At 68.0% G+C, this 19,593-nt stretch carries 19 protein-coding genes and 1 tRNA gene; 13 read left to right on the forward strand and 7 right to left on the reverse strand.

The window, feature by feature from the left end; all coding sequences use genetic code 11:
• Positions 1 to 43 precede the first annotated feature (43 nt).
• The 9 genes from JOM49_RS07155 (at position 44) to JOM49_RS07195 (ending at position 8,153) form a co-directional block, all read left to right on the forward strand.
• Positions 44 to 1,747: a bifunctional metallophosphatase/5'-nucleotidase gene (locus tag JOM49_RS07155; protein WP_209663554.1), complete on the forward strand. Its 1,704-nt coding sequence runs from the start codon at positions 44 to 46 to the stop codon at positions 1,745 to 1,747.
• 62 nt (positions 1,748 to 1,809) lie between these two features.
• Positions 1,810 to 2,304: a SigE family RNA polymerase sigma factor gene (locus JOM49_RS07160; RefSeq protein ID WP_209663555.1), complete on the forward strand. Its 495-nt coding sequence runs from the start codon at positions 1,810 to 1,812 to the stop codon at positions 2,302 to 2,304.
• On the forward strand, positions 2,301 to 3,296 hold the full coding sequence (locus tag JOM49_RS07165) for a hypothetical protein (protein ID WP_209663556.1): 996 nt from the start codon (positions 2,301 to 2,303) through the stop codon (positions 3,294 to 3,296). The genes JOM49_RS07160 and JOM49_RS07165 overlap by 4 nt, the downstream gene beginning before the upstream one ends.
• A complete protein-coding gene (locus tag JOM49_RS07170; protein WP_209663557.1) occupies positions 3,293 to 3,625 on the forward strand; it encodes a YnfA family protein in 333 nt (110 codons plus the stop codon). The genes JOM49_RS07165 and JOM49_RS07170 overlap by 4 nt, the downstream gene beginning before the upstream one ends.
• 39 nt (positions 3,626 to 3,664) lie before the next feature.
• Positions 3,665 to 3,988 (forward strand): MmcQ/YjbR family DNA-binding protein, encoded by a 324-nt coding sequence (locus JOM49_RS07175; RefSeq protein WP_209663558.1) that lies wholly within the window; start codon positions 3,665 to 3,667, stop codon positions 3,986 to 3,988.
• 43 nt (positions 3,989 to 4,031) lie between these two features.
• On the forward strand, positions 4,032 to 4,730 hold the full coding sequence (locus tag JOM49_RS07180; protein ID WP_209663559.1) for a class I SAM-dependent DNA methyltransferase: 699 nt from the start codon (positions 4,032 to 4,034) through the stop codon (positions 4,728 to 4,730).
• Positions 4,731 to 5,098: 368 nt separating this feature from the next.
• Entirely contained in the window at positions 5,099 to 5,581 is a 483-nt protein-coding gene (locus JOM49_RS07185; RefSeq protein WP_209663560.1) for a hypothetical protein, read from the forward strand.
• Between the two features lie 575 nt (positions 5,582 to 6,156).
• Positions 6,157 to 7,575 (forward strand): RNA/DNA-binding domain-containing protein, encoded by a 1,419-nt coding sequence (locus JOM49_RS07190; RefSeq protein ID WP_209663561.1) that lies wholly within the window; start codon positions 6,157 to 6,159, stop codon positions 7,573 to 7,575.
• Between the two features lie 260 nt (positions 7,576 to 7,835).
• On the forward strand, positions 7,836 to 8,153 hold the full coding sequence (locus tag JOM49_RS07195) for a putative quinol monooxygenase (protein ID WP_245369251.1): 318 nt from the start codon (positions 7,836 to 7,838) through the stop codon (positions 8,151 to 8,153).
• Between the two features lie 438 nt (positions 8,154 to 8,591).
• On the opposite strand, the gene JOM49_RS07200 is transcribed toward JOM49_RS07195, so the two are convergent.
• Positions 8,592 to 8,662: transfer RNA gene (locus tag JOM49_RS07200), tRNA-Gly, on the reverse strand.
• 120 nt (positions 8,663 to 8,782) lie between these two features.
• On the opposite strand from JOM49_RS07200, the gene JOM49_RS07205 reads away from it, so the two are divergent.
• The 4 genes from JOM49_RS07205 (at position 8,783) to JOM49_RS07220 (ending at position 13,511) form a co-directional block, all read left to right on the forward strand.
• Positions 8,783 to 9,982: an oxygenase MpaB family protein gene (locus JOM49_RS07205; RefSeq protein WP_209663562.1), complete on the forward strand. Its 1,200-nt coding sequence runs from the start codon at positions 8,783 to 8,785 to the stop codon at positions 9,980 to 9,982.
• 19 nt (positions 9,983 to 10,001) lie between these two features.
• Positions 10,002 to 10,583, forward strand: coding sequence for a dCTP deaminase (gene dcd / locus JOM49_RS07210; RefSeq protein ID WP_209663563.1), 582 nt, complete (start codon positions 10,002 to 10,004; stop codon positions 10,581 to 10,583).
• An 89-nt stretch (positions 10,584 to 10,672) separates the two neighbouring features.
• Positions 10,673 to 12,751, forward strand: coding sequence for a CLIPPER-2 domain-containing protein (locus JOM49_RS07215; RefSeq protein ID WP_209663564.1), 2,079 nt, complete (start codon positions 10,673 to 10,675; stop codon positions 12,749 to 12,751).
• 112 nt (positions 12,752 to 12,863) lie between these two features.
• Positions 12,864 to 13,511: a CAP domain-containing protein gene (locus JOM49_RS07220; protein WP_209663565.1), complete on the forward strand. Its 648-nt coding sequence runs from the start codon at positions 12,864 to 12,866 to the stop codon at positions 13,509 to 13,511.
• 195 nt (positions 13,512 to 13,706) lie between these two features.
• Here JOM49_RS07220 and JOM49_RS07225 read toward each other — a convergent pair whose 3' ends face one another.
• The 6 genes from JOM49_RS07225 to JOM49_RS07250 all read right to left on the reverse strand — a co-directional run bounded on the left by JOM49_RS07225 (position 13,707) and on the right by JOM49_RS07250 (position 19,514).
• Positions 13,707 to 14,465, reverse strand: coding sequence for a crotonase/enoyl-CoA hydratase family protein (locus tag JOM49_RS07225; RefSeq protein ID WP_209663566.1), 759 nt, complete (start codon positions 14,463 to 14,465; stop codon positions 13,707 to 13,709).
• A complete protein-coding gene (locus JOM49_RS07230) occupies positions 14,462 to 16,069 on the reverse strand; it encodes an acyl-CoA dehydrogenase family protein (protein ID WP_209663567.1) in 1,608 nt (535 codons plus the stop codon). The genes JOM49_RS07225 and JOM49_RS07230 overlap by 4 nt, the downstream gene beginning before the upstream one ends.
• Positions 16,069 to 16,662: a TetR/AcrR family transcriptional regulator gene (locus JOM49_RS07235; protein WP_209663568.1), complete on the reverse strand. Its 594-nt coding sequence runs from the start codon at positions 16,660 to 16,662 to the stop codon at positions 16,069 to 16,071. The genes JOM49_RS07230 and JOM49_RS07235 overlap by 1 nt, the downstream gene beginning before the upstream one ends.
• Before the next feature lie 39 nt (positions 16,663 to 16,701).
• Positions 16,702 to 17,685: a cation diffusion facilitator family transporter gene (locus tag JOM49_RS07240; RefSeq protein ID WP_209663569.1), complete on the reverse strand. Its 984-nt coding sequence runs from the start codon at positions 17,683 to 17,685 to the stop codon at positions 16,702 to 16,704.
• A gap of 20 nt (positions 17,686 to 17,705) precedes the next feature.
• The gene (locus JOM49_RS07245; RefSeq protein ID WP_209663570.1) at positions 17,706 to 18,068 is read right to left on the reverse strand and encodes a DUF742 domain-containing protein; all 363 of its coding nucleotides are present in this window, start codon (positions 18,066 to 18,068) and stop codon (positions 17,706 to 17,708) included.
• A 285-nt stretch (positions 18,069 to 18,353) separates the two neighbouring features.
• Positions 18,354 to 19,514, reverse strand: a complete 1,161-nt coding sequence (locus tag JOM49_RS07250; protein ID WP_209663571.1) for an MFS transporter — start codon at positions 19,512 to 19,514, stop codon at positions 18,354 to 18,356.
• Positions 19,515 to 19,593: the final 79 nt, after the last annotated feature.

The following is a 19,593-nucleotide window of genomic DNA, read 5'->3' on the forward strand; positions in this document are numbered from 1 at the left end:
GGCCTGACGACCAGGCAGACTCCGAGCCCGAAACGGAGGAGAAATGATCTTGACTACCCGCCTGCGCAGGCGAGCAGGCACCCTCGGGGTGGCCGTGCTGGCTTCGTTCGGCCTCATCGCGGCTGGCTCACCCGCCTCCGCCGCGCCGGCCGCCACCACCGACGTCCGCCTGATCACCTTCAACGACCTGCACGGCAACCTCGAGCCGCCGTCCGGTTCCTCCGGCCGGGTCACGCTGCCGGACGGGTCCACTGTGGACGCTGGAGGCGCGGCCCACCTGGCGTCGCACGTGAAGCGGCTGCGCGGTGAGGTCAAGAACTCGGTGGTGCTCTCCGCGGGCGACAGCGTCGGCGCCTCGCCGGTGATCTCCGCGTTGTTCCACGACGAACCGACGATCGAATTCCTCAACTCGATCGGCGTCAAGGCTTCGGTGGTCGGCAACCACGAGTTCGACGAGGGGTACCAGGAACTGCAGCGCCTGCAGTTCGGCGGCTGCCACCCCGACGACGGGTGCCAGTTCCGGGGCAAGTACCAGGGCGCGAAGTTCCCGTTCCTCGGCGCCAACGTCACCTTCGACAACGGCATCCCGGCGCTGCTCCCGTTCAGCGTCGAGTTCTCCGGCGGCGTGCCGATCGGCGTCATCGGCGCCACGCTGAAGGACCTGCCGACCGTGGTCACCCCGGAGGCGATCAAGGGCCTGGAGTTCGGCGACGAGGTCGAGGCGATCAACCGCACCGCGACCCTGCTCGACCGCCTCGGCATCAAGGCGCAGGTCGTGCTGCTGCACCAGGGCGACAACACCGAAGGCGGCGGCCCGGACGACTGCCGGACGCTGCCCGGCCCGGCCACCAAGATCGCCGAGAACGTCACGCCCAAGGTCGACGTGATCTTCACCGGCCACAGCCACCAGCAGTACAACTGCACGGTCAACGACCCTTCGGGCCAACCGCGCACGATGATCCAAGGTGCCTCCTTCGGCCGCCTGCTGTCCGTTGTGGACCTGAAGATCGACCGCCGCTCGCGCGAGGTGGTGCGTGAGCAGTCCCAGGCGCACAACGAGATCGTCACCCGCACCGGCACGCCCGACGCGGGCACGCAGAAGCTGATCGACGAGGCGAAGACCAAGTCCGCGCCGATCGCGAACGAGCAGGTCGGCACCATCTCCGGCGACCTGCTGCGCGCGGCCGCGCCGTCCGGCGAGATGCCGCTCGGCAGCGTGATCGCCGACGCCCAGCTCGAAGCCACCAAGTCGAACGGCGCGCAGATCGCCATCACCAACCCGGGCGGCGTGCGCGCGGACCTGGTGTACGCGTCCTCGCCCGCCGGTGAAGGCGACGGCGTGGTGACCTACGGCGAGGCGTTCACCGTGCAGCCGTTCGCGAACATCATGCAGACGATCACGATGACCGGCGAGAACCTCAAGGCCGTGCTGGAGCAGCAGTGGCAGCAGGCCTCGCCGCGGATCCTGCAGGTCTCGTCGACGCTGAAGTACGCGTACTCCTCGTCGGCGGCCCCCGGTTCGAAGGTCTCGGACCTGACCATCGACGGTCAGCCGGTCGACCCGGCGGGCACCTACCGGGTGTCGGTGAACAACTTCCTCGCCGCCGGCGGGGACGGGTTCACCGAGTTCACCAAGGGCACCGACCTGGCGGGCGGCCCGGTCGACCTGGATGCGCTGATCGCCTACTTCGGCGCGCACCCCGGCGTCGCCCCGCCGCCGGCGGACCGCATCACCGTCAAACCGTAGTCCCGCGTGGAATTCACCAGCCCCTCGTTCAACAGAACGGGGGGCTGGTGCGTTTGAGAGGGGTGAGCCCCACTTTCGACGAGTTCGTCGCCGAGCGGCTGGACCCGCTGCTGCGGTACGCGACCGTGCTGACCTGCGACGCGTACCTGGCGCAGGACGTCGTGCAGGAGTCGCTGCTGCGGGCGCAGCAACGCTGGCCGCGCATCGCCGCGACCGGCCAGCCGGCCGCGTACGTGAAGCGGATGGTGACCAACGAGTACCTCTCGTGGCGCCGCCGCCGGGCCAGGACCGACGTTTCGCTGTCGCACGCCGAGTGGGAGGCACTGGGCCGCAGCGACGATCCCGCCGACGACTACGACGCGCGGGACACGATGCTGGCCGAAATCTCGGCACTCCCGGCGAAACAACGCGCGGCCGTCGTCCTCCGCTACTACGAGGACTACTCCGACGCTGAGATCGCGGCGCTGCTCGGGTGCCGGGAAGGCACCGTGCGCAGCCACATCTCGCGGGCGCTCACCACGTTGCGGGCCATCGAACTGGAGGCGGAGCAGGCATGACCGAGGAGCTGATCAAGGCCGCACTGGCGAAACAGGCCCACCGCGCGCCGCACAGCGGCCCGATCCTGCACGCACTGACCGGTGAGCGGCGATCTTCGCGCAGGACGCTGGTGGTGAGCCTCGTCGCGGCCCTCGTGGCGGTGCTCGCCCTGGGCGCGACCTCCTTGCTGGCGCCCTCACCGCCACCGGCGCCGGTGGCCGGATTCGCGCAACGGGAGCTGCCCGGCCTGCCGATGCGGTACGACGTGGGCTGGCTGCCGGACGGGTACGTCGAAACCAGCCGGAGTTACGCGTACGACTACATCCAGATCCGGACGTGGGCGTCGGGCGAGTCCCGCATCTCCCTGTTCGTGCAGGCGACTCCCGGGCCCGACGGGCTGCCCGTGTGGACCGACGACATCACCGGGGCACCGGAGCCCCAGAGGACGAGCGTGCACGGCAGGCCCGGCGCTTTCGAGGTGACCGACGATCCCGAACAGGCCTCGCTGGCCTGGCTGCCCGCGCCGAAGGTCCGGTTGAGCCTGCAGTTCCACGAGGTGGCCGAGCCGAGGGTCATCGCACCGCGGATCGCCGAGTCGGTGCACGAGTCCGCGGACGTGCTCACCCCCCAGTTCGACCTCGGCCTGCCGCCCGAGCGGGTGGAGGTCTCGGTCGAGGGCAGTTCGCCGTCGACCGCGGTGACCAAGGCGTCCGACTGGAACACGTCGGGGAGCTGGAAGGAGTTCGACGCCGCGGTCGCCCCGGCGCCGGCGGATCTCCCCGGCGGGTACGAGGTGCTGGTGCGCGGCATCCGGGGCAAGTTCGTCCCGTTCCAGCCGAAGACCGGCGCGGCGCTGAGCGTGCCGCTCGGAGACGGGCGCTGGATGGTGCTGCGGACGCCACCGGCCGAGTACGGGGTGCGGGGGCCGGGCTGGGAGTCCGCGCTGGTCGAGGTCGCTGAGAAGATCGTCCTCAATTCGGCGACTGATCTCTCTTGGGTGGGTACGCGTTGACGGTGGTGCGTTCGCTGGTCCTGTTCGTGCTGGCCGCGTTGGCCGAGATCGGCGGGGCGTGGCTGGTCTGGCAGGGCGTCCGGGAGCAGCGCGGCTGGCTGTGGGTGCTCGGTGGCGTGGTGGCGCTCGGGGCGTACGGTTTCGTCGCCACCCTGCAGCCGGACGCGCACTTCGGCCGGATCCTCGCCGCGTACGGGGGCATCTTCGTGGCCGGTTCGCTGCTGTGGGGCGTGGTGCTGGACGGCTACCGGCCGGACCGGTACGACCTGATCGGCGTGGCCGTCTGCCTGGTGGGGGTCGCGGTGATCATGTACGCGCCGCGGTCGTGAGTTCCCGTTCTTCCAAGCCGGGGCCGTGACAATGGGAGCATGCCTACCTGGGAAGACGCCGTCGCGCTGGCGAAACGGTTGCCGGAAGTCGAAGAGTCCACTTCGTACCGCACGCCGTCGCTGAAGGTGGCGGGCAAGTCGTTCGCCCGCCTGCGCACCGAGGCGGAAGGCGGCCTGGTGCTGATGTGCGGGCTGGACGAGAAGGAGGCACTGCTGGCCTCGGGCGACCCGGCGTTCTACACGACGCCGCACTACGACGGCTACGGCGCGATCCTGGTCGACCTGGCGAAGGTCGACGAGGAGCAGCTGGCGGAGTTGATCGAAGAGGCGTGGCGGACGAAGGCCCCGGCGCGCCTGCGGTGATATTCGGTTTGGGCGCGGCGCGGTGATCGCCATACTCGGCCGCATGGAGTTCGAGAATTTCGATTCGCGCGGCTACCGCACGGTCGACGTGCGCACCGGTTATGGCGAGTGGGTCAGCACGTACGAGGACACGGTCCGGGATGAGATGGACATCGCCGTGCTCGACGACCTGACCGTGCCCCAGTGGTCGCGCACGACCAGGGCACTGGACCTCGGCTGCGGCACCGGCCGCACCGGCGCCTGGCTCCGCCGCCACGGCGTACCCGCGATCGACGGCATCGACCTCACCCCGGAAATGCTCGCCGCCGCCCGCGCCCGCGGTGCGCACGACACCCTGCTGGAAGGCGATGTCACCGACACCGGCCTACCGGACGACACGTACGACCTGCTCATCGCCTCCCTGATCGACGAGCACCTACCGAACCTGACCCCCTTGTACCGCGAGGCTTTCCGCGTCGCCGCGCCGAACGCGCACTTCGCCCTGGTGGGCCTGCACCCGCACTTCATCATGGCCTCGGGCATGCCCACCCACTTCACCAACGCCGCCGGCGAGTCGATCGCCATCTCCACCACCGTGCACCTCATCAGCGACCACCTCACCGCCGCGCTAAGCACCGGCTGGCACCTGGCCGAACTAGGGGAAGCCGTAGTGGACGACCGATGGATCACCCTGAAACCCAAGTGGTCGAAGTACCGCAACCACCCAGTATCCGCCGCCTACGTCTTCCACAAGGAAAAGTGAGGCTGGACCAGATTTCATGACGGCCACCTGTTTGGCCGTCGCGCGATCCGTGTGCGAGGGGTGACTCTCAGTGGATGGCGCGGTGTCGTGCTCGTACCAAGACGAACACTCTGTGCAGGAACACGGTCCGCCGGGCCGGGGAACGCTGTCACCAGCATCGGGGGATGCCGGAAGCCGGTCCGCGGAACCCGAAGGAGAGTCGAGGGCGCCCTGCCCGATCATCTCCTGCGCGGCCTTCATCGTCGTCGAACGCGTCCTGGTCAACCCCACGCCCCACTGGGCAGCGGACCGGGAGCAGTACCCCGTCTCCGGCTGCTGAGCGCCGGAAGCAGAAGCGGGTCGAAGCGGCGGCCAAACTTTGTCGAGAAGTGGCGATCGATGGCTGGCAGGAGACAGTCGCCGGACGCGCCACCGACTACATCACAGACCGCACTTGGCACAAGCTGTTCACTCGCAGGCGGTCGCGGTTGTGCAGGGCTTTGGCCGAGTTGGCGGCGGAAACGTTGGCGACGAAGACGAAGATGCACAACGCGGTGGGTTCGATCGCGGCCTGGTTCGCGAGGCGCCTCAAAGCAGGCAAGCTGGCGGAGGCGGTTGCCCGGGAGCTTGCCGCGAACCTCCCGTTGCCACTGGACACGAAGTTCACCGCAGTCGCCCGTGGGGTGCAGCTGACCGGCATTGCGGTGTGCCTGGCCAACGGTCGCGATCTGACCGAATGCCCGTGTTTCATCGACCTCGCGTTGAGCGAAACCAAGGAGCGCGTGAAGCAGATCCTCACCGCAGCGGTCGACGACTGGGTGAAGCTGGCCAACTTCCCCGCGCTTTCGCGGCCGGAAACCACCGGCGGATGAACGCTACCGACAAACAAAGACTTCGCCGGCCGATTCATCGCAACCGGGAATTCATTATTGAAGCGGATGACGGGAATCGAACCCGCGTATCCAGCTTGGGAACCAGATTAAACATGCCGGAAACCACCTTGACCTGTGGGAGTAGCTGCCCGCCCGTACCCGCTGATGACCGTCGTTGACCCCTCTTATGGCACGGCTTGCGCGCCCAGACGCCCACTTCCACCACCCTCATCCCGATACGAAGCCCCAGCCTTTGTCACAATTGAGCTCCGGGGTGGCCACAGCCGCGCTTCCGATGTAACACGCTGCTCCCGCCAGTCGACGCTCGTTGAACACGAGTGGGCAGGAAGGCCGGATGCCTATAAGGCTCACATGCACCGCACGCGGACGGCCTGCTCCAGCGACGCGCGCGCCGTCGCTGACGGCGCCTCCTTGACGCCATAGAGCCAAATTCGGCGAAGTTTGGCTGCTTGAGTTGCTGCCATGACATCGAGACGGCACAGCATACCTTCAATCGGCGTGACAAATCTCTCGTCGAGTGACATAGTGTGCCTGTGTCGATTCAAATTGCATCTGTGGGAGCGGACGAAGTAAACCAGATAATTGGACTGGACGAAGGTCACTTCGCGGATCTGAAGGCGATCGAAGTCTCGCCCTCGAAGCTAAGTAGGTCGATCTCGGCGTTTGCCAACGCGGATGGCGGAGAACTCTACATCGGAGTTGACGAGTCATCCGATCGTGCTCGCCGAACCTGGCGCGGGTTTAGTAGGACCGAAGACGCCAACGGTCATATTCAGGCATTTGAGTCGATATTCCCTCTGGGACAGTATTTCTCATATGAGTTTTTGCGAAGAGAATCTGGTCGGGGTGGCTATGTCCTACATGTGAATATTCAAAAATCGCGAGATATTAAACGTGCAACGGATGGCCATCCTTACGTGCGACGTGGCGCGCAAAATATCGCCGTCAAAACAGAAGAGGCCCTTGACGTCCTGAGGCGAAATAAGGGTATAACTTCTTTTGAGACTGAAACTACCAGGGTTCCCCTCGATTTCGTCACCAACTCGGAGGCAATGATCGAATTCATGATCTCGATCGTTCCGATAATCGAGCCGGAGATTTTCCTGCGCAAGCAACTCCTCATTGACGACGGAAAGCCGACCGTTGCGGCTACTCTGCTATTTAGCGACGAGCCTCAAGCGGCATTGCCGAAACGCTCTGCAATCAAGATCTATCGCTACAAGACGACCGATATTGAAGGGTCACGCGAAAATCTCGCCTTCAATCCCATTACTATCGAGGGTGGGGCATATCGTCAGATTTATGGAGCTGTCTCCAAGGTTGTGGAAGTCATCGAAGAGATCCAATACTTGGGCCCCTCGGGGCTCGAGCAAATTCAATACCCGATTGAGACGCTCCATGAGATTATAACCAATGCCGTTCTGCACCGCGATTACGGGGTTGCCGATGACGTTCACATTCGTATCTTCGACAATCGAGTTGAGATCGAAAGTCCCGGGAGGCTCCCTGCGCACATAACCGCAGAAAATATCCTCCGCGAGCGCTACTCGCGTAATGGTAACATTGTTAGATGGATCAACAAGTTTCCGGAACCTCCCAATAAGGATGTCGGCGAGGGGTTGAACACGGCGTTTGCTGCCATGAAAAAATTGAAATTGAAGGATCCTATTATTCGAGAAACCGACCACTCGGTTCTGGTGGAAGTGCGACACCAGAAGCTCGCTTCCCCTGAGCAGATGATTATGGAATACTTGGAGAACTTTCCAGAAATTACCAATAAAAGAGTTCGTGAGCTTACCGGAATTGGCTCCGAGAACAAGGTAAAGTCGATTTTTATCAGGTTGGCTGACCGTAAGCAGATCGAGCGCGTTCCTGGAAAGGGTGGCGGGGCGGCTGCATGGCGCAAATACACGGGAGGTGTCCCTGACGCGTCATCTGCAAAGATCGCCGCGAGGCCTAATGCTCAGCGTTAGTTGTCGAGGAACGAATCTTTGTAGATTGACTAGAAATAAGTTATTTTTCTTCACGTAGGATGATGGAGGGGCGGGGTAGTCTTATGTCAGAGTGCGCTGAGTTGTTAGCTCAACCTCATTGCTAGATAGCTTTTCAGCGTATGCCTTGTGGCTATTGTAAGTGCCAAAGGGCAATGCTCGGATGACTGGTAGATAATCTCGTCCAGGTTCGTAGGTGCTATGGCGCATCTTAGTGCCTCCTAGTATTTGAGTGCGACTCGATGACGGGAGTGATCATGTTCGCGCTTGTGGTGCGGTTCTACCTGCGGGATGAGCAGGCTGCGGAGGGGTTCGACAAGCTGGTGGCAGTGACGGCGCCCCTGATCAGGAACGCGGAGCCGGGCACGTTGATCTACGCGGTGCACAAGGTGAAGGACGCGCCGCTCTCGCGCGTGTTCTACGAGCTGTACGCCAGCCGTGAGGCGTTTGACCAGCATGAAACCAACGAGCACACCAAGCGCTTCCTGGCTGAGCGGGAGCAGTACCTGACGGGTGTGCGGGTGGAGTTCCTGGACCCGCCGACCGGCAAGGGGTTCTGAGGGCGCTCCTCGGGGACGCCAAGGCGCTCGGGTGCGGATGGCCTTGCACTGGAGCTGGCGGCTGCCGTAGAGGCAGTGTCGTACGCGGAACTCCCGGTCGGAGAGCTAAATGAGCCAGAGCGGATGGGGGACCGCATGTCGGTGTTGGAGAGCGCTGGAGGCGCCGGCTTGCGCACCGTCGCAAGAAGAGGGTGGCTGCGGTCACCGGCAAGCCTCGTGCTGTCAGCAGCCTGTGCCCCGCGCTGTCCTCCAGTAATGCGCGCCAGGCGGTGTTGGTGTCCATCGAGGTGGACCGTCGAAGGTGGGCACCTCGGCCAAGGAGCTGCGGCACAGCGAGCAGGGCTCAGCTGACTAATGACACGCGGCCACCGTACAATGGGGTAAGCGAAAGGCCCAGGTCCACATCGAACAATGTGTGACCTGGGCCTTCGCGCAGCGAGCGGATGACGGGAATCGAACCCGCGTATTCAGCTTGGGAAGCTGATGTTCTACCATTGAACTACATCCGCAGTACTCGACCGAGCATACACGGTGTCCATCCCCGCCTTGCTCCGGCCTCCTTGAACCTACCGGGTTGACGGGGCACCCGGCAAGTGACAACACTTGTTGTCCAGAGGTGGTGAGGTTGCGTGGACGAGCCTGAGTTGTTCCGCCAGGGTGGGTTCCGGCTGGCGGCGCGGTTCTCCGGGGGCGACATCCGGGGTGACGAGCAGCAGGTCCGCCGGTTGCGTGAGTTCGCGCAGGCCGAGGATCCTGCGGCCGACGCGGTGGTGGCGATGATGCGCGAGAACCCCGCGGGGCGCGAGTTGTTCGAGCGGGCGCTCAAGGACGGCATCGACAGCATCGAGGAGCCGCCCGACGAACTGCGCCGGTTCTTCCTGGCCGTCGAGGCGACGCCGTTCTGGGTGGATCGGGCCAGCGTCGAGCGTGGGGCGCGGGCGATCGTGCGCACCGGGCTGCTGGGCCTCTTCCCGCTCGGCGACATGGCTCTGATGGGCGGCTACCTCGCATCGCGGGCCACGAAGTCGCTGGTGGGCACCGGCGCCATCGAGCACAAGGCGACAAAACGACTGGTCGAGACGGCGACCTGGTGGATCGAGGTGACCAACCCCGGCGCGCTCCAGTCGGGGGCCGAGGGGTACGCCGCCGCGTTGCGGGTGCGGATCGTGCACGCGCACGTCCGCGCCGCGATGAACCGGCGGCCCGACTGGGATTACGACAGGTGGGACCGGCCCGTCAACCAGGTCCAGACCACCGGCACGCTGCTCCTGTTCTCCCTCGTCTTCGTCTTCGGCACCCAGTTGCTCGGCATCCGCTACACCGCCCGCGAGCGCGCCGACATCCTGCACCTCTGGCGCTACGCCGGCTGGCTCATGGGCGTCGACGAGGAACTGCTGCCCGCCGGTGAGCGCGACGCCTGGCGCCTGCTCTGGCTGCTCGCCGCCACCGAATTCATCCCCGACGAGGACTCGAAGCGCCTGGCCAGGGCCCTGCTCAAGTCTCACGAGGAGATCGGCCACGGCCGCGGGGTCCTCGGCAAGGTCCTCTCGCACGTCTCGGTCCGCGTGCACTCCTCGATCAGCCGACTCGTGCTCGGCAAGGCCAACGCCGACTTCCTCGAACTGCCCGACGACCGCGTCGCGCAGGGGGCGATCGTGGCCGCGGCCGGGGCCATCTTCGCGGCCGAGACGGTCCGCCGCACGGTGCCCGGGCTCACCGCGCTCCAGGAGCGCATCGGCCTGGCCGAGCGCCGCGCCTACGTCGCCCACCTCGCGAAACTCTTCGAGATCGACGCGACCTACGCACAGCACATGCGGAGCGCGGCCTGACCCCGGCTAACCTGGGCCCGTGCTGCTCAGTGACCGAGACCTCCGCAAAGACGTCGAATCCGGACGGCTCGGCGTCGACCCGTTCGACCCGGCGATGCTGCAACCGTCCAGCATCGACGTCCGGCTCGACCGCTTCTTCCGGGTCTTCAACAACACCAAGTACACCCACATCGACCCCCGCCTCCAGCAGGACGAGCTGACCTCGCTGGTGGAGAAGGAGGGCGACGAGCCGTTCGTGCTGCACCCCGGCGAGTTCGTGCTCGGCTCCACCTACGAGAGCTTCACCCTGCCCGACGACCTCGCGGGCCGCCTCGAGGGCAAGTCCTCGCTCGGCAGGCTCGGCCTCCTCACCCACTCCACCGCCGGCTTCATCGACCCCGGTTTCTCCGGCCACATCACCCTCGAACTGTCCAATGTGGCCAATTTGCCGATCACTTTGTGGCCGGGGATGAAGATCGGCCAGATGTGCTTGTTCATGCTGCACAGCCCGGCCGAGCACCCCTACGGCTCGACGCAGGCCGGTTCCCGGTACCAGGGCCAGCGCGGGCCCACGCCGAGCCGGGCCTACCAGAACTTTCACCTGATCGACACCAAACGCTGACCTGGCCCGGAAAGCACTACGAAGCGTGTAACGAAATCCCCCGATCCGGCGAATAGTCGGCAGTATCCACTGGCTCCGATGGGGGTTTCGTGCGCAAGGCCGGGCTGGCCCGTATGGGCATGGCGATCGTGTTGGCCCTCGGCGGCCCGGCGGTTTTCGCGGTCACCCCCGCGTCCGCCGCCGACCAACCGGGGATCGAGCTGACCAAGGAGGTCGTCGGCGGGCCGTTCCGCACCGGCGACCAGGTGACCTTCCAGCTGACCGTGCGCAACACCGGCGACGTGCCGCTCGCGCGCGTGACGGTGACCGACCCGCGCACCCCCGAGTGCTCGCAGAGCCGCGCCGAGCCGCTGGAGCCGGGCGGGGTCTGGGGCTACGGCTGCTTCGCCGCCGCGCCCGCGCAGGACTTCACCAACGAGGCGACGGTCACCGCGCGCCCGCCGGCCGGGCGCCGCGCGGAGGCGTCGGCCAGTGCGGCGGTGGACGTCATCCACCCGAAGCTCGACCTGCAGATCAGTGGCCCGAAGCTGGCGCGCAAGGGCGAGTCCGCGGCCTTCTCGGTCACCGTGAAGAACACCGGTGACTCGCCGCTGCGGGACGTCAACGTGGCCGATCCGAACTGCGGCAAGAAGATCGGCAAGCTCGCCGCCGGTGCGACCGACACCTACGAGTGCTCGGTCAAGGCCGCCGAGAGCATCGACAAGACGATCCGCGCGAACGGCACCGACGGCACGAGCCGGCTCGTGCTCGCTTCCGCCGAGCAGCAGCTCCAGGTGATCAACCCCGGGCTGTCGCTGACGAAAAAGGCGCTGGGCGGCCCGTACCGGGTGGGCGATTCCGTGGTGTTCCGGGTGGAGGTCGCCAACACCGGCGACGAGGACCTGGAGGACATCAAGGTCGCCGACACCCTGGCACCCGAGTGCGCGCGCACGATGAACTCGCTGCTGGCGGGCACCTCCGAGGGTTACCAGTGCGCGATGACCGCCACCGAGGACGCCGAGGTCAAGACCAGCGCGAGCACCCTCGCCGCCGACAAGAAACCGCTGACCAGCGAAGCAACCGCTTCGGTCGACGTGATCCACCCGTCGCTGAAGTTCGAGCACACCATCTCTCCCTTGAAGGCGCACCCCGGTGACGAGGTGACGGTCACGCTGACCGTGACCAACACCGGCGACGTGCCGCTGACCGACGTCGCGGTGACCGACGACCGCGAGCCGTCCTGCGGTTTCACCGTCGAGTCGCTGGACCCCGAAGCGGTCGAGACCCGCACCTGCACCTTCGTCGCCGATCAGGACGTGACCAGCACGGCCGCGGTGAGCGCGGTCGACCCCCTCGGCGGAAAGCTGAACGAAGAGGCGGACTCCGGCGTCGACGTGCTCGGACCCGGCATCACGGCCAAGCTCATCGGCCCGGAGAAGCCGGTCAACCCCGGGCACAAGGCCGCGCTGGTCGTCGAGGTGACCAACACCGGTGACGCGGTGCTGACCGACGTCGCCGTCGAAGACCCCCTGACCGGCTGTGCCGCGACCATCGGCACGCTGCAGCCCGGCGAGAAGCACGAAGTGAACTGCGAGTTCACCCTCGGCGAGGAGGACGTCGTCTACTTCGTCAAGGTCACCGGCTTCGACGCCCTCGCTCAGGAAGTCCGCTCGAAGGACGAGCTGATGCTGCGCTCGGCGAAGCCCGGCCTGGAGCTGACCAAGGACGCCGGCGCGGAGCAGGCGGCGGCCGGCGCCACCGTCACCTTCACGCTGACCGCCAAGAACACCGGCAACACGGTGCTCGCCCCCGTCGAGGTGACCGACCCGACGCTGGCCGCCTGCGACCGCTCGTTCGAGCGGCTCGGCGTCGGTGAGACGCGCACCTGGACGTGCACCACCCCGGCGCCGAAGAGCGGGCAGCTGAGCAACACCGCGAACGCGAAGGCGACGCCGGACACCGACCGGGCAACGGTCGCGCTGACCGACTCCGACACCGCGGTGGTGCAGGTCGGCGGCGGTGCGGCGAACCAGTCGGGTGGCAGCGGGACGCCGAAGCAGACGGCGGCGAAGTCGCTCGCGTCCACCGGTGTCGACGCCCTGCCGACGCTGGTCGCGGGCCTCGTTTTGCTGCTCGCGGGCGCGGCTCTGGTGCTCGTCTCTCGACGTGGCCGAAACCACGTGAACTAACTACCCACTGCTTACGTAGGGTCCACATGATCATGCTTTGGTGGTAATTTCCGGGCTCGTGCCAGCCGTGAACCCGCGTAAGAAGTCACTTTCAGTGGTACTTGGTGTCCTGATGGGTGGTGCGCTTGCCGCCGGTGGTTACCTGACGCTGGATCGGTCCGCCGAGGCCGACGCCCTCGCGGGCCAGCAGCGGGTCACCGAGGACCTGAGTGCGTTCCGGGCCGCGCAGCAGACGACGGCGAGCGCGCCGCCGGTCACCACGAGCACGACACCGCCGCCGTCCTCGTCGACCGCGCCGCCCAGCAGCAGCGAAGCGGCGCCCGAAAGCAGCAGCAGCGCGCCCACCTCGTCGGCCAAGCCGAAGGAGACGCCCAAGGCCAAGCCGGTCGACGGCTCGCGCGGCGCCCAGGTGGTCGCGCTGGTGAACCAGGAGCGCGCGAAGGCGGGCTGCGGTGCCGTCGGGATCGACGACCGGCTGGTGAAGTCCGCGCAGGCGCACAGCGACGACATGTCGGCGCGGAACTACTTCTCGCACACCACGCCCGAGGGCGTCACCTTCGACCAGCGCATCAAGAAGGCGGGCTACCCGAAGCCGGGCGCGGAGAACATCGCGAAGGGCTCCACCACCGCCGAGCAGACGATGACCATGTGGATGAACTCCGAGGGGCACCGGCGCAACATCCTCAACTGCGACCTGACCAAGCTCGGCGTGGGCGTGGCCACCGACGGCTGGTACTGGACCCAGAACTTCGGCTACTGAGGTCCGCCAACAGAAACGCCGGCGAGCCCGTGGCTGCCGGCGTTTCCTCTGTGCACTGGGTAAAGGGGTGTCCGTCCCTGCCGGCTTCCGGACCGCAGATCCACCATGAGTCGCACCCCCTGCGGGCCGGCGTCCGCCGGACACCGGTGATCAACTACCCCGGCCCCGGGGCGGGCAAACCTGTTGTGCGCCGAGTCACACCTCGCCGTGCCGACCGGCGCCGGAAGCGAACCGTTGAGCGCCCGCCAAGGCGTCCGAGGACAGGGAAACGAGGCCGTGGCGCAGCTCGCCCGCCATGGCGTCCTCTTCGGACAGGCCCTCCTGCTCCAGCACCGACAGCCGGTCCTCGCGCAGGCAGGTCTGCGGGAAGGCGGCGATCTGCGCGGCCAGCCGCTCGGCCTCGGCCCGCGACTGCCCGGGCGGGACCAGCCGGTTCACCAGGCCCATCCGGTGCGCCTCGTCGGCGGGTACCCCGCGGCCGGTCAGGATGAGGTCCATCGCGTTGCTGGTGCCGATCAACCGCGGCAGCCGGACCGTGCCGCCGTCGATCAGCGGCACGCCCCACCGGCGGCAGAAGACGCCGAACACCGCGTCCTGTTCGGCCACCCGCAGATCGCACCAGATCGCCAGTTCCAGGCCGCCGGCCACGGCGTGCCCGGCGATCGCGGCGACGACCGGCTTGCCCAGCCGCAGCCGGGTCGGGCCCATCGGGCCGTCGCCGTCCTCGGTGACCTGGTTGCCGTCCTCGGTGCCGATCGCCTTCAGGTCGGCGCCCGCGCAGAACGTGCCGCCCTCGCCCCACAGCACCGCCACGCGGGCGTCCGGGTCGGCGTCGAAGGCGCGGAACGCCTCGGCCAGCGCGGCCGCGGTCGGCCCGTCGACCGCGTTCCGCTTCTCCGGCCGGGACAGGATGATCGTGGTGACCGGACCGGCGGACTCGCTGCGGACGCTCATACCCGGGCCCGTTCGATGATCGCTTCCACATCGGCCCCCGCGGGCAGGGTGCCGAACGCGACGCCCCAGTCGCCGCCGAACCGGGACGCGCAGAAGGCGTCCGCGACCGCCGCCGGTGCGTGCCGCACCAGCAGCGAGCCCTGCAGCACCAGCGCGAGCGACTCGACGATGCGCCGCGCGCGGTATTCGATCTGCTCGAAATCGGTGAGTTCCTTGCGGACCGCGGTGATCGCATCGTCCAATCGGGAATCCGCGCCGGTGGCCAGTTCGACCTCGGTGAAGAACGCGTCGACCGAATCCGGCTGCTTCGCCATCGCGCGCAACGCGTCCAGTGCGGCGACGTTCCCGGAACCCTCCCAAATGGACATCAACGGCGATTCGCGGAACAACCGCGGCATTCCCGATTCCTCGATGTAGCCATTGCCGCCGAGGCATTCCAATGCCTCCGCGGCGTGCATCGGCGCTCGTTTGCAGACCCAGTACTTCGTCACCGCGAGCCCGAGGCGCCGGAACGCCGCCTCCCCGCTGCGATCGGTGGCCCCGGCCAGTCGCATCGCGACGGTCGTCGCCGCCTCGGCCTCCAGCGCCAGGTCGGCCAGCACGTTCGTCATCAGCGGCTGGTCCGCCAGCCGCTTGCCGAACGCGGTGCGGTGCCCGGCGTGGTGCACCGCCCGCACCACGCCGTACCGCATGCCCGAAGCGCTGCCCAGCACGCAGTCCAGCCGCGTCATGTTGACCATCTCGATGATGGTCTGGACACCGCGGCCCTCCGCGCCGACCAGGAAGCCGACCGCGTCGTCGTACTCGATCTCGGCGGAGGCGTTGGACCGGTTGCCCAGCTTGTCCTTGAGCCGCTGCAGGTGGATGCGGTTGCGGGTGCCGTCGGGCAGCACGCGCGGCAGCAGGAAGCAGGAGAGCCCTCCGGGCGCCTGCGCCAGCGTCAGGAACAGGTCGGACATCGGGGCCGAGGTGAACCACTTGTGCCCGGTGAGCCGGTAGCCGTCCTCGGCGGGCCGGGCGACCGTGGTGTTCGCGCGGACGTCGGACCCGCCCTGCTTCTCGGTCATCGACATGCCCGCGATCAGCCCGCGCTTGCCACTGGGTTCACGCAGGCCGAAGTCGTATTCGCGGGCGGCGAGCAGCGGCTCGTAGACCGCGGCGAGCTCCGGGCTGTGCCGCAGCGCGGGCACGGCCGCGTAGGTCATCGAGATCGGGCAGCTGTGCCCGGCTTCGACCTGGCCCCAGGCGTAGAACTTCGCTGCCCGCGCCACGTGCGTGCCCGCGCGGTCGTCCTGCCACGGCGTGCCGTGCAGCCCGTGGCTCACCGCGACGTCCATCAGGTCGTGCCAGTGCGGGTGGAATTCGACCTCGTCGATCCGGTGGCCGACGCGGTCGTGCGTGCGCAGCTTCGGCGGGTTCTCGTTGGCCAGCCGACCCCACTCCTGGGCCTGCTCACCCCCGGCCAGCGCGCCGAGTTCGCGCAGCTCCGGCTCGGCCCACCCGGCGCCTTCGCGGTGCAGCCCGGCCAGCAGCGCCGGATCGTCGGCCACGTTGTAGCCGGTGAGCAGCGGGACCTGGTTGGTGACCTCGTGGGTGGCGGGCATCAATGTCCTCCTAGGGCGCGCTGGACGAAGGTGCGCAGGGCGGGCAGGGCGCTTTCGGCGTCGTTCTCGGTGAGGGGTCCGATCAGGACTTCGGCGGCCGCGCCGACCAGCGCCGCCGCGGTGACCTCGGCGTCCTGGTGCGGCAGCGCTCCCGCGCTGGTCCCCTCGGTGATCCGGCGGGCGACGACGTCGCGGAACGCCCGGCGGAACACCAGCCGCTCGGCCTCGATCGGCGCGTCGACCGGCTCGGCGAGCAGGGCGTAGGCCAGGCGCGGGGCCTTGAGCGCCCGCGTGGCGAAGGTGTCGAACACCGCGAGGATCCGGTCGGCGTGCTCACCCGGCTCGGCCGAGGCCGCCTCGACCGCGGCGACCTCGCGGGTCACCACCTCGCGGAAGACCTCGACCACCAGCTCCGCCTTGCCGGGGAAGTGCCGGTAGACGCTGCCGGTGGCGACGCCTGCCCGGCTCGCCACGGCCGCCATCGAGCAGCCCGCGTAGCCGTGCTCGGCCAGCAGTTCGATCGCGGTGTCCAGGATCTTCGCGCGCTGGGAGTCCAGGCGTGCCTGGACGCGGGGCGTGCGGCGGTAGGGCATGGAAGGATTGAACGCCGATTCATTCCTTCGCGCAAGGGGTCAGCCGGACGGCCGCCAGTCGCCGTACCGGTCCAGCACCGCCGACCGCAGCGCCGCGTCGGTCCGCGGCACCGGCTCCAGGAAGACCTCGCTGATGTCGGTGAAGGCGGCGGACAGCTCGCCAGCCAGCCGCACGCAGACCCGCTCCAGCTCACCGGCGTTGAGCGTGTCGACGAAGTCCAGCCGCGCGCAGACGAGCACCTGGTCGGTGCCCAGCAGCATGGTCTGCAGGTCGACCAGCGCGTCCACCTCCGGCGCGCTCGCCAGGTGGTCGCGCACCCCGCGGACCAGCACCGGATCCGCCTGCCGCCCGATCAGCAGGCCGCGGTTGGTGCGGCCGAGCGTGTAGGCGACCACGGCCAGCAGCGCGCCGATGGCGATCGAGGCGAGGCCGTCCCAGATCGCCGAGCCGGTGAGGTGGTGCAGTCCGATGCCGGCGAACGCGAGCAGGATGCCGAGCAGCGCGGCCGAGTCCTCGAACAACACGGTCTTCGGCGCCGGGTCGTCGATCAGCCGCAGGTGCTCGGCGACCGAGCGGTGCTCCTCCGCCGACTCACGCCGGACCTGCCGCAGTGCCTGCAACCAGGAGACGGACTCGAGGGCGAACGCGATCGCGAGCACCCCGTAGGCGAGCAGCGGGTTCTCCTGCTCCTGCGGTTCGCCGAAGACCGTGGAGAAACCCTCGTAGAAGGCGAACATCGCGCCGGAGGCGAAGATCGACACCGCGGCCAGCAACGCCCAGAAGTAGCGCTCCTTGCCGTACCCGAACGGGTGCACGCGATCGGCGGGCCGCCCCGACCGGCGCAACGCGGTGAGCAGCAGCACCTCGGTGATCGTGTCGGCCACCGAGTGCGCGGCTTCGGCCATCATCGCCGAGGAACCGGTGATCAGCCCGGCGATCGCCTTGAGCACCGCGATCGCCAGGTTCACCCCACCCGCGAGCAGTACGGTGAGCGTGCTGCCGCCGCCGGATTCACTTGCCACCGGCCGATGGTAAGCGCGGTTCAGAGCCGCCGCAGGCCGGTGAGCACGCGCTCCATCAGTGCCAGGTCGGGCCGCGTGCCCGGGGTCGCGACCGCGCCGTGCACCGCCACCAGGCCCTGTTCGGCCATGTCCCCCAGCAGGACCCTGGCCACCCCCAGTGGCACCCGCAGCCGCGCCGCGACCTCGGCGACCGAGCGCGGTTCCGCGCAGACCGCGCGCACCGAGTGGTACTCGGCGCCCAGTCGCGCGTCCCGCCACTGCGCGCAGGCCCTGGTGGAGATCATCGTCTCCACCGCGAGGTGGCGCTTGGGTTTCGTGCGGCCCTTGGTCAGCACGTACGGGCGCACCAGCGACCGCTGCGCGGGCACCGGTTCCGGGATCATCCGCGGCTCACGAATCGGCTGGACCTGATCTTGGTGAATGGTCAAGCCGTTCCGTCTGCCGGACGAATCGTTCACAATGCGCCGCCCCTCCGCTCGCACAAATGAGCCTCACCGGCGACGTCGGCAGTGAGGAATCTTCATGCTACTGCCCCTGTCTATCCGCCAAATGGGAAAAACCGGGGCATCGGTGCCCCGGGGAAAGTTTCGCCCGGCTGAATTTCGGGTGTCCACTTGTCCAGTGCGGACAATGTCTTGTAATGCACGTGCGCAATGCACGAGGCGTTTTCAGCTTCGGGTGAGCACGGCCAGCGGAACCAGTGCGGTGATCCCCGCCACAGCGGCCACGAGCACGTACCCGCCGAGCGCGAACAGCGGCCCGGCGGCGAGCCCGGCCAGTGCCGAGGTCGACCACACCACCGCGTCCACAGTGCCCTGCAGCTTGCGGGCCTGCTTGCTCAGCAGGCTGCTGCCGCCGACGAAGACCAGGTTCCAGCCGTAGCCGAGCAGGAACAACGACAGCGGGATGCCGGTGGTGTGCGAGGTCGGCGCGGTCATCGCGGCCGCCGAAGCCACCGCGAGCGTGCCGATCCCGGCGAAGATCGCCGCCCGGCCGCCCCACCGGTCGGCGATGCGCCCGGAGACCGGCGCCAGCGCGAACATGCCGATCATGTGCGCGGTCAGCGTCCAGCCGACCACCTCCAGCCCGTGCCCGTGCTGGTGCAACTGCGGCGCCGACATCGTCATCATGGCGACCATCGCCACCTGCGCGGCGACCATGGCGAGCAGCGGACCACGCACCGCGGGCCGGGCGAACGCCGCCGCGAACCCCGTGTACGCCCGGGTTTCCGGCTGAACGTCCGGCTTGGACCTGGGCAGGGCCGCGCTGGCGACCGCGGCCACCGCCGTCACCAGCGCGGCGACCAGCAACGGACCGGCGAGCCCCGGCAGCCCGAGCACGTCCGCGGTGTGCGCGGCCGGGGCGATCAGCGGCGGCCCGGCCAGCGCGCCGACCGTGCCCGCCCAGACGATCGCCGAGAGCGCCCGGCCCTTGCGCTCGGCCGGATAGAGGTCGGCCGCCGCGTACCGGGACAGCTGCGCGCCGCCGTTGCCGAGCCCGAGCACCAGCAATCCGGCCAGCAGCACGGGAAAGAGACCGGTGATCGCGCCCGCCGCGGCGAGCAAGGCGCCGAGCGAGCCGATGCCGTAGGTGGTGAGCAGCGACCGGCGGTGCCCGTGTGCCGCGACCAGCCGGGCCGAGCCGAGCGCGCCCGCCGCGGTCCCGAGCACCCCGGCCGCCGACGGCACCCCGCTCCAGCCGGGCCCCGGCGACCCGGTGGCGATCAGCACCCCGGCGGTACTGGCGCCGGCCATCGCGATGTTCATGCACGCGACCCCGCTGAACAGGGCGGCCATCTCCCGGCGCCGGCTGACCCGCACGACTGTCATGGGCCCCAGGCTAGGGAAGATCGAGCCGGAACCGAATGGGCTTCACGTGTAGAGAACGCAAGGAGTGGGGCATTACTAG

This window comes from Amycolatopsis magusensis, from assembly GCF_017875555.1.
Lineage (GTDB): Bacteria > Actinomycetota > Actinomycetes > Mycobacteriales > Pseudonocardiaceae > Amycolatopsis > Amycolatopsis magusensis.